Source organism: Micromonospora sp. MP36, assembly GCF_008119785.1.
GTDB lineage: Bacteria > Actinomycetota > Actinomycetes > Mycobacteriales > Micromonosporaceae > Micromonospora.
Map to the genome: position 1 here is coordinate 1 of NZ_VSFA01000198.1, position 6,206 is coordinate 6,206.

The window sequence follows — 6,206 nt, forward strand, 5'->3', positions numbered from 1 at the left end:
CGAAACCCATGGTGGAACCGTAGGTTTCGGTGAGAACCTGGTCGGCGAGGAGTACACCGACGGCCTGCAGATCTCCTCCAACCAGATCATCAAGCCGCTCGGCGAGCGGCTCGTGACCAACTACGGCAAGTTCATGGGCTCCACGATCAGCCCCGACGGCCGCTTCCTGGCCGCGACCGCCAACGACCGGTCGATCTCGCTGCAGATCTTCGACCTGGAGACCTACCAGCTGATCTTCCGCGCGGGCACCGCCTCGGGCGCCAACCTGCGTCCCTCCGACAACACCGTCGGCCAGGAGAGCCCCCTCTACTCCCCCGACGGCAAGTTCCTCTTCATGCCGAACGCGACCGGCATCACCCGGTTCCCGGTCAACGCCGACGGCACCCTGGCGGCCGGCACCAAGATTGCCATCCCCAACCTGACCAGCCCCACCCGTCAGGCGCTCACCGCCGGCATGACCTTCTCGCCCGACGGCAGCACGCTGTACGCCGCCGTCAACGGCCAGAACACCGTCGTCGCGATCGACCCGGTCGCGGGCACCATCAAGGCGACCTACCCCGTCGGCATCGCGCCCCGTCAGCTGAAGTTCGTCGGCACCAAGCTCTACGTCAGCGACGAGGGCGGCCGCCTGGCCCAGCCGGGTGAGGACACCATCAAGTCCTACGGCACCAACGTCCCGGCGGACCCGGTGCTCGGAACCTCGACCACCGGTGTCCTCAGCGTCATCGACACCGCCAACGCCGCGGCCCCCATCGGCCAGATCGAGGTCGGCCTGCACCCGACCGACATGCACCTCGAGGGCAGCGCGCTCTACGTGGCCAACACCAACGACGACACCATCTCGGTGGTCGACACCAGCATGGACAAGGTCGTCCAGACGATCGAGACCAAGCCCTGGCAGAGCTCGCAGGTCGGCTACGAGCCCGACGCGATCGCCGTGTACAACGGCCGTCTGCTCGTCAGCCTCGGCCGCGTCAACGCGATCGCCGTCTACAAACTCGGCGAGAGCGCGCTCGACCCGGTCAGCTACGTCGGCCTCGTCCCGACCGACTACTACCCAGAGGACGTCTTCGCGGTCGACGACCAGATCGTCGTGGCCAACCGCCGCGGCATCGACGCCCGGGGCCCGGCCATCACCTACAACCAGGGCTTCGGCACCACCCCGGCGACCGGCCACGGCACCCACGCCACGACCGCCTCGCTGACCCGCTTCACCCTCCCCTCCGACAGCGAGATCAGGGACACCTACACCCCGCAGGTCTTCAAGCAGAACGGCTGGGGCGGCGCAGACAGCGACGTCAAGCGCGCCGTCCGCGGCAGCAACGTGGCGCCCCAGCCCGTGCCCCGGCGCATCGGCGACCCCTCGCCCATCAAGCACGTCTTCATGCTGGTCAAGGAGAACCGCACCTACGACCAGATCCACGGCGACATGCCCGAGGGCAACGGCGACCCGTCGCTGGCCCAGTTCGGCGAGCAGGTCACGCCCAACATCCACGCGCTCTCGCGGCAGTTCGGTCTCTACGACAACACCTACGACATCGGCACCAACTCCGCCGAGGGTCACAACTGGATCATGCAGGGTGACAACCCGGAGTACACCGAGTCCAGCGCCGGCGAGTACGTCCGCAGCTACGACACCCAGGAGGACGTGCTGGGCCACCAGCGCTCGGGCTTCCTGTGGACCGCCGTCATGGCCGCCGGCCACACCGCCAAGAACTTCGGCGAGTTCGTCTACTCCTCCAGCGGCAAGCCGGCCGGCTCGACCTGGCAGCAGTACTACTGCGCCGCGCAGAACGTCGACCAGGGCGGCGACCCGGCGCAGCTGACCAGCCCCGCGCTCAAGGGCAACTACGGCTCGCCGATCCCCTCGCTCAACAACATCACCGTGCCGACCGCACCCCCGTTCGACATGCAGATCCCCGACCTGTACCGCTACCAGATCTGGAAGGACGACTTCCAGAAGAACGGTCCGGCCGAGTTCAACATGGTGTGGCTCTCCGACGACCACACCGGTGGTCCGGTGTCCCAGCGGTCGAACGTCGCCGGTGGCGACCTCGCGCTGGGCAAAATCGTCGAGACAATCTCGCACAGCCCGTACTGGAAGGACTCCGCGATCTTCGTGGTCGAGGACGACAGCCAGGCCGGCCCTGACCACGTCGACGGCCACCGGGCCCCGATCCAGGTCATCAGCCCGTACGCCGTCCACGGCAAGACGGTCTCGACCTACTACTCCCAGATCAACATGGTCCGCACCATCGAGCAGATCCTGGGTGCGGAGCCGCTCAACCAGAAGGTCGCCGCGGCCACCCCGATGTACCACGCCTTCACGCCCAAGGCCGACCTCACGCCGTACACCGCGAAGGCCAACAACATCTCGCTGACCGAGAACATCAAGACCGCGCCCGCATGCGGCCTCGACACGCCGACCGGCGCCAACGCGGCCGCCCTCCAGGGCCCCGTCCCGGCGAGCTTCGTCTCCTACTCCGAGGCGTGGGACAAGTGGGCCTCGAAGCAGCGCCTCACCGGCAAGTGGGCGCAGGCCGACTACGCGAACCCGGAGCTGATGAACCGGTACACGTGGTACGGCGCCCACAACTGGGACCTGCCCTACCCGGGTGACGCCAAGATCTACCTGCCGAAGGACGTGCCGGGCGCAGCCCTGCCCGGCACCGACGTCGACTGACCCTGCGTCACACACGGATCCCATGACGGGGATTCAAGCGGCCCACCGGGAGATCCCCGGTGGGCCGCCGTTCCGCACGCCGGCCGCCGCCCCCGGCCGGCCGGTCGAGCTCGCGCTGGTGACGGAGGCGGCGAACACCGGCGAAGGAACGTGAGTAGGCAGTGCCGGCATCGGCCTCGGGCACCGGCGCGGCCGGGTGGGCAAGGCGGCAGGAACGAGCGGACGGACGAGCTGTTCGCCGTATAGGCGGGAAGGTTGTGCCATGCCGGCGACAACGGCAGATGCGGTCCCGCGTCGACGTGCTCGACGACCTTGACGGCAGCGGCTCTGGAGTCCGGGCCAACCCTCGCGTGTGGCCGCCCGGCATCAAACGGGGTGGGCATACTGCTGGCATGCCTGACGGCCTGCACGGACCGAACGCCATCACCGCCGGGGAGTCCGTCCTGCTTCTCGTGGCGGTCAGCGGAGGCGAGGCCGTGCACCTCGTACGGCGGCAGAAGCCGACGGACCAGGCCGTGGTACCCACCATCGTCGAGTCTTTGTTATCTGCTCTCCCCGTCTGCCGATGTGGACGATCCACATCGCCTGGCCTGGTGGGCCCCGCTTGGCCAAGGGGAGCCACCGAAGAGTAAGCACGCGCAGATACACGCGACCGACGTCGATCCCCGTTGACGTGCTCGACCCGCAGGCGCGCTTACATCGAGGATCAACGATGCAGAGGCCAGGGAAATGATCTGTCGCCGATCCGACACCGCACCCCCGACCAGCAGGGCGACGGCCTTGGACGCCGCTGCCCTCCCTCTACAAGGGACGATTCCCCACTCCTTTCCTGAGCGCCACGCTCGCCTTGGAGTGCGCATCCATCCCGCCAACCGCTCCCCGGGCTATGCTGCGGTAGTGCACGCGCATGCTCGAGTCATCGTTTCCTCTCAGGCGGCGCTGGTCGGGCTTGCGCTTGTGGCCCTGACGCTCACTGCTTGCGGGCCACTGTCCTCGGCGACGCGCACCGGATCCACCGCCACCCCCGACACGTCCGGTTCGGCCACCCTCTGCGTTCGGGCTGGTCCGGCCGGTCAGGACGACGATCCCACCTACTGCCAGCGAGTGGTGGACGACGAGCTTCGCCGCAGCAAACTCACCCCAAGACAGCGAGCTGAGGCGGAGGCCGCTGCCGAGGCCGTCGGCGCAGCAATCGACCGGATGACCTCTGACTGCCCCCAGCCGGTCACCGAGGAATGCATGGCAAAACAGGCCCGCCAGCGGCTGTTTCCAACCGCGGACAACCCCGAGCAGACCGTCGACCAGACCCGCGAGACACTCACCGCCGCCGGCTTCACCGACGTCGTTGTTCGACCAGCCGGGCAAGTGGATCCGGCACCCCGGCACGCCATCGTCTACGCCGTATCGACAGGCGCCGGTTGCGTGGTGGGCCACCTCGGTGCAAGCGGCCGAGGCGGCGCCCAGCAGCAAGTGCTCGGCGTCCTGCCGCACGGCCGGTGCCTTGCCTGAACAGCCGTTCAACAACGGGCGGGCGTACCCAGCGATCGGAAATGACCTCCGGCCTTGATCGGGACGGCGGGATCCGAACCTTGTGGCACTTGGTCACGTTTTTGGTCATGACAGTGGTTGTTGGTGACCATCGCTCGTGCTGGCGCCGTACCCCGCCGCCGTTTCCCTCGAGGAACGGTGGATCCGACCGCGGATCTCGCCGGCACGGATGATGCCAGCGGCGCGCTGCTCCTCCCCGGCGCGGATGCCGGCGGCGAGGAACCCGCCGACGATCCGCCGGACCGGCTCGTGGTGCGCCGTCGTGTTGTGCACGTACACGTCCATCGTGGTGGACACCTGTGCGTGGCCGGCGAGGTTCGTCAGGCCGGGCAGCTCCAGGCCCTCGGCGGCCAGCAGGGTCAGCAGGGTCAGCAGCGAGTGCCGCAGGCCGTGCATCGTGATGTGCCCGCGCAGGCCCCGCGACTCGGCGAGCGTGCGGATCTTCACCCACCGCCAGTCGTAGAAATCCTCGTACCGCCAGTGGTTGCCGCGCGGCGCGACGAACAGGAACTTCGTGCCGGCCGCCGCGCGCCGCTTCACCATCTCCATGACCAGCGGGTGCACCGGCACGGACCGGTAGCCCTTCTTGGTCTTCAGCTTCGGCTCGACAACCCACTGCCGGTTAACCTTCCGCAGGACCTGCCGCACCTCGACGGTGCAAGGTGCGACCGGACCGACCCGGCGGTCAGGGCGGCGACCTCGCCCCAGCGCAGGCCGGTGGCCAGCTTCGTCAGGAGCAGGTCGGCGGCCTCCGGGTCGACCTCGTACGCCGCGGTGAGGAACAGCGCCCCGTCGTCGGGCGTCTCCAGGATGTCCCGCTCGTACTTCACGCCGTCGGGCAGCGCCAGGCCCTCCAGCGGGTTGTAGGTCCGCAGCGGCGGCTCCTCGTCCTCGCCCGGCAGGCACGAGGCGCGGAAGATCGGGAACACCGACTCGCCCCGGATGTTGGCGATCGTCTTGCGTGAGAGTCCGGCGTCGAACAGGCCCGTCTGCCACTCGCGCATCCGCCGGGTGATGCTGGCGATCGGCTTGTCGCCCAACACCGGGAAGGCGTGCTTCTCAAGCCGCTCCCGGTACTTCCGCTTCGTCTCGACGCTCGGCTTCACCAGCGTGTCCAGCCACGCCAGCGCGTACTCCCGGAACGTCATCGCCGCCGGCTCGTCGACGGGCGCCGCAGCCGGGCCGGGCATCAGGTACACGAATCCGTGCTCGACCAGCTGCTCCGGCGAGGGCCGGTGGTTGCCGTTGGCGTCCACCAGCGCCTTGAAGCGCTTCGCGTCGACCTGGTAGTCGAACTGCTGGCCGTCCCACTTGCCCGTGCCGCCGATACGCCACTTCACCCGCCAGCGGGTGACCTTGCCGCCCTCGTACTGCCTCTACTCTATCTGCGCCACCGCATTGACGGATGCCGGCAGGGAGATCCGGGCGGGTAGTACCGGCATCGGTGCTGGACGGGGGCGTGGACGGGCGGGCAGAGCGCTAGGAACGAGCGGACGGACGAGCCGTTCACTGCTCGGGCGAGAAGGTGTCATGACTGTGCCAACCGGCGCCGTGCGCCTCCGCGGACTACTGGCGCCACCCGCAAAGGTCTCGGTCTGGTCACCCGGACCGCCGGCGCTTGAGAGCAAGGCTGACCAACTTGATTAGGAATCGTCGGTGATCATAGGTTGGCCGTGTGGATGGTGGCGTTTCGCTTTTGGGTTGGTTCGGGGGAGATTCCGGTGATGTGGGCCGGTCGTGATCGCGGGTTCTCCTGGATCGATGGCGGGGCGATGAGTCGGTGACCGGGAAGCTGCCGCTGGCTGAGGGCGAGGCCTCCCGTACCGCTTGCGCCCGCACGTTGCTCCGATCGGGGGTGGACGAGGAGAGCGGTGAGGTTCTGTCGCAGGCGGTGCTGGCGCAACGGATCGGCTGGTGTGCCGATCTGGTGGCGGGGATGGTCTCCGGCCTGTTGGCGGAGCGTTGGAACGCGGGC

The 6,206-nt window shown here is 68.4% G+C and carries 6 protein-coding genes; 4 read left to right on the forward strand and 2 right to left on the reverse strand.

The annotated features are described in order from the left end of the window. From FXF52_RS40035 to FXF52_RS40045, 3 genes are all read left to right on the forward strand, one after another. Nucleotides 1-2,683, forward strand: a 2,683-nt coding sequence (locus FXF52_RS40035) for a bifunctional YncE family protein/alkaline phosphatase family protein (protein WP_148804854.1), incomplete at its 5' end; no start/stop codon positions are given. A gap of 22 nt (nucleotides 2,684-2,705) precedes the next feature. After that, entirely contained in the window at nucleotides 2,706-2,837 is a 132-nt protein-coding gene (locus tag FXF52_RS43735; protein WP_255472893.1) for a hypothetical protein, read from the forward strand. Nucleotides 2,838-3,580: 743 nt separating this feature from the next. After that, nucleotides 3,581-4,192, forward strand: coding sequence for a hypothetical protein (locus FXF52_RS40045; protein WP_148804856.1), 612 nt, complete (start codon nucleotides 3,581-3,583; stop codon nucleotides 4,190-4,192). Between the two features lie 105 nt (nucleotides 4,193-4,297). On the opposite strand, the gene FXF52_RS42295 is transcribed toward FXF52_RS40045, so the two are convergent. Beyond that, nucleotides 4,298-4,879: a tyrosine-type recombinase/integrase gene (locus FXF52_RS42295; RefSeq protein ID WP_187414012.1), complete on the reverse strand. Its 582-nt coding sequence runs from the start codon at nucleotides 4,877-4,879 to the stop codon at nucleotides 4,298-4,300. Continuing rightward, on the reverse strand, nucleotides 4,825-5,571 hold the full coding sequence (locus FXF52_RS40055; protein ID WP_148804857.1) for an N-terminal phage integrase SAM-like domain-containing protein: 747 nt from the start codon (nucleotides 5,569-5,571) through the stop codon (nucleotides 4,825-4,827). The genes FXF52_RS42295 and FXF52_RS40055 overlap by 55 nt, the downstream gene beginning before the upstream one ends. A 440-nt stretch (nucleotides 5,572-6,011) precedes the next feature. Between FXF52_RS40055 and FXF52_RS40060 the strand changes: the two genes are divergently transcribed. Next, on the forward strand, nucleotides 6,012-6,206 hold a 195-nt coding region (locus FXF52_RS40060; RefSeq protein ID WP_222870943.1), incomplete at its 3' end, for a hypothetical protein.

Bases quoted from the DNA above. Each gene is read 5' to 3' on its own strand.
- FXF52_RS43735 (WP_255472893.1), top strand. From the start codon at position 2,706: ATGACGGGGATTCAAGCGGCCCACCGGGAGATCCCCGGTGGGCCGCCG.